1 protein-coding gene and 1 pseudogene are annotated in these 742 nt (G+C 35.3%); both read right to left on the bottom strand.

Annotated elements, in window-relative coordinates:
- Positions 1-84 precede the first annotated feature (84 nt).
- Positions 85-612: an HAD-IIIA family hydrolase gene (locus tag AC1DTM_RS29955; protein ID WP_477001644.1), complete on the bottom strand. Its 528-nt coding sequence runs from the start codon at positions 610-612 to the stop codon at positions 85-87.
- 29 nt (positions 613-641) lie between these two features.
- Positions 642-742 (bottom strand): annotated as a pseudogene (locus AC1DTM_RS29960) (GNAT family N-acetyltransferase); the annotation flags it as partial.

Raw genomic sequence — 742 nt, forward strand, 5'->3', positions numbered from 1 at the left:
GTTATTTCCATTATGAATTAACTTTTTGAAATATATATAGTTAAATGAGACGTTTTCAAAGTGAAGACGTCTCATTTGATTTTTTTATTGATGATTTAAAATCCAATTTGTAGCGTCTTCAAAGTTTTCTGCAATGTAATTCGGTTCAATATGTGCCCATTTGTCTCGGAACGTATGTAAAGAATCATATCCAGCACCAGTTCGAACTAATATTGTTGTTGCATTTACTTTTGCACCAGCAACAATATCAGTCCAGCGATCACCGATTACAGCGCATTTTGTTAAATCAAGCCTATGTTTTTCTGCTGCTTGCAGGAGCATACCTGTGCTCGGTTTGCGGCATTCACATCCGCCACCATGTTTATGAGGACAAAGGTAAATATCATCAAAACCAAACCCTTTTAATTCTTGCACAAAATCATTCGCAGTTGCTTTTCCATCCGCGATACCTGGTTGATTCGTAAAAGAGAATAGTTTAATATTTTGAGCTTTTAACTTTTGTAAAGATTCCTTTGTAAAAGGAAATAATGTGAAAGAACCTGGATAATGTATTGTAGTATCACCGCCAATTGTTCCGTCACGATCAATGAAAATAGCTTCAATGTTTTTCATAGTTACAGTCCTTTCTTTGTACCAGTAGTTTAAAAATGTTTTACAAATCGATACCCATTTACTTCATAGCCCAATTTTTCATAGAAGGGGTGTGCTTCTTTGCGGTTCATTCCACTAACAAGCCAAGTAC

The sequence above is a fragment of the Bacillus sp. P4_D3 genome, assembly GCF_056401855.1.

What these genes read in the sequence shown, in the direction of transcription:
- AC1DTM_RS29955 (WP_477001644.1), bottom strand. Translation starts at nt 612, where the DNA reads ATGAAAAACATTGAAGCTATTTTCATTGATCGTGACGGAACAATTGGC.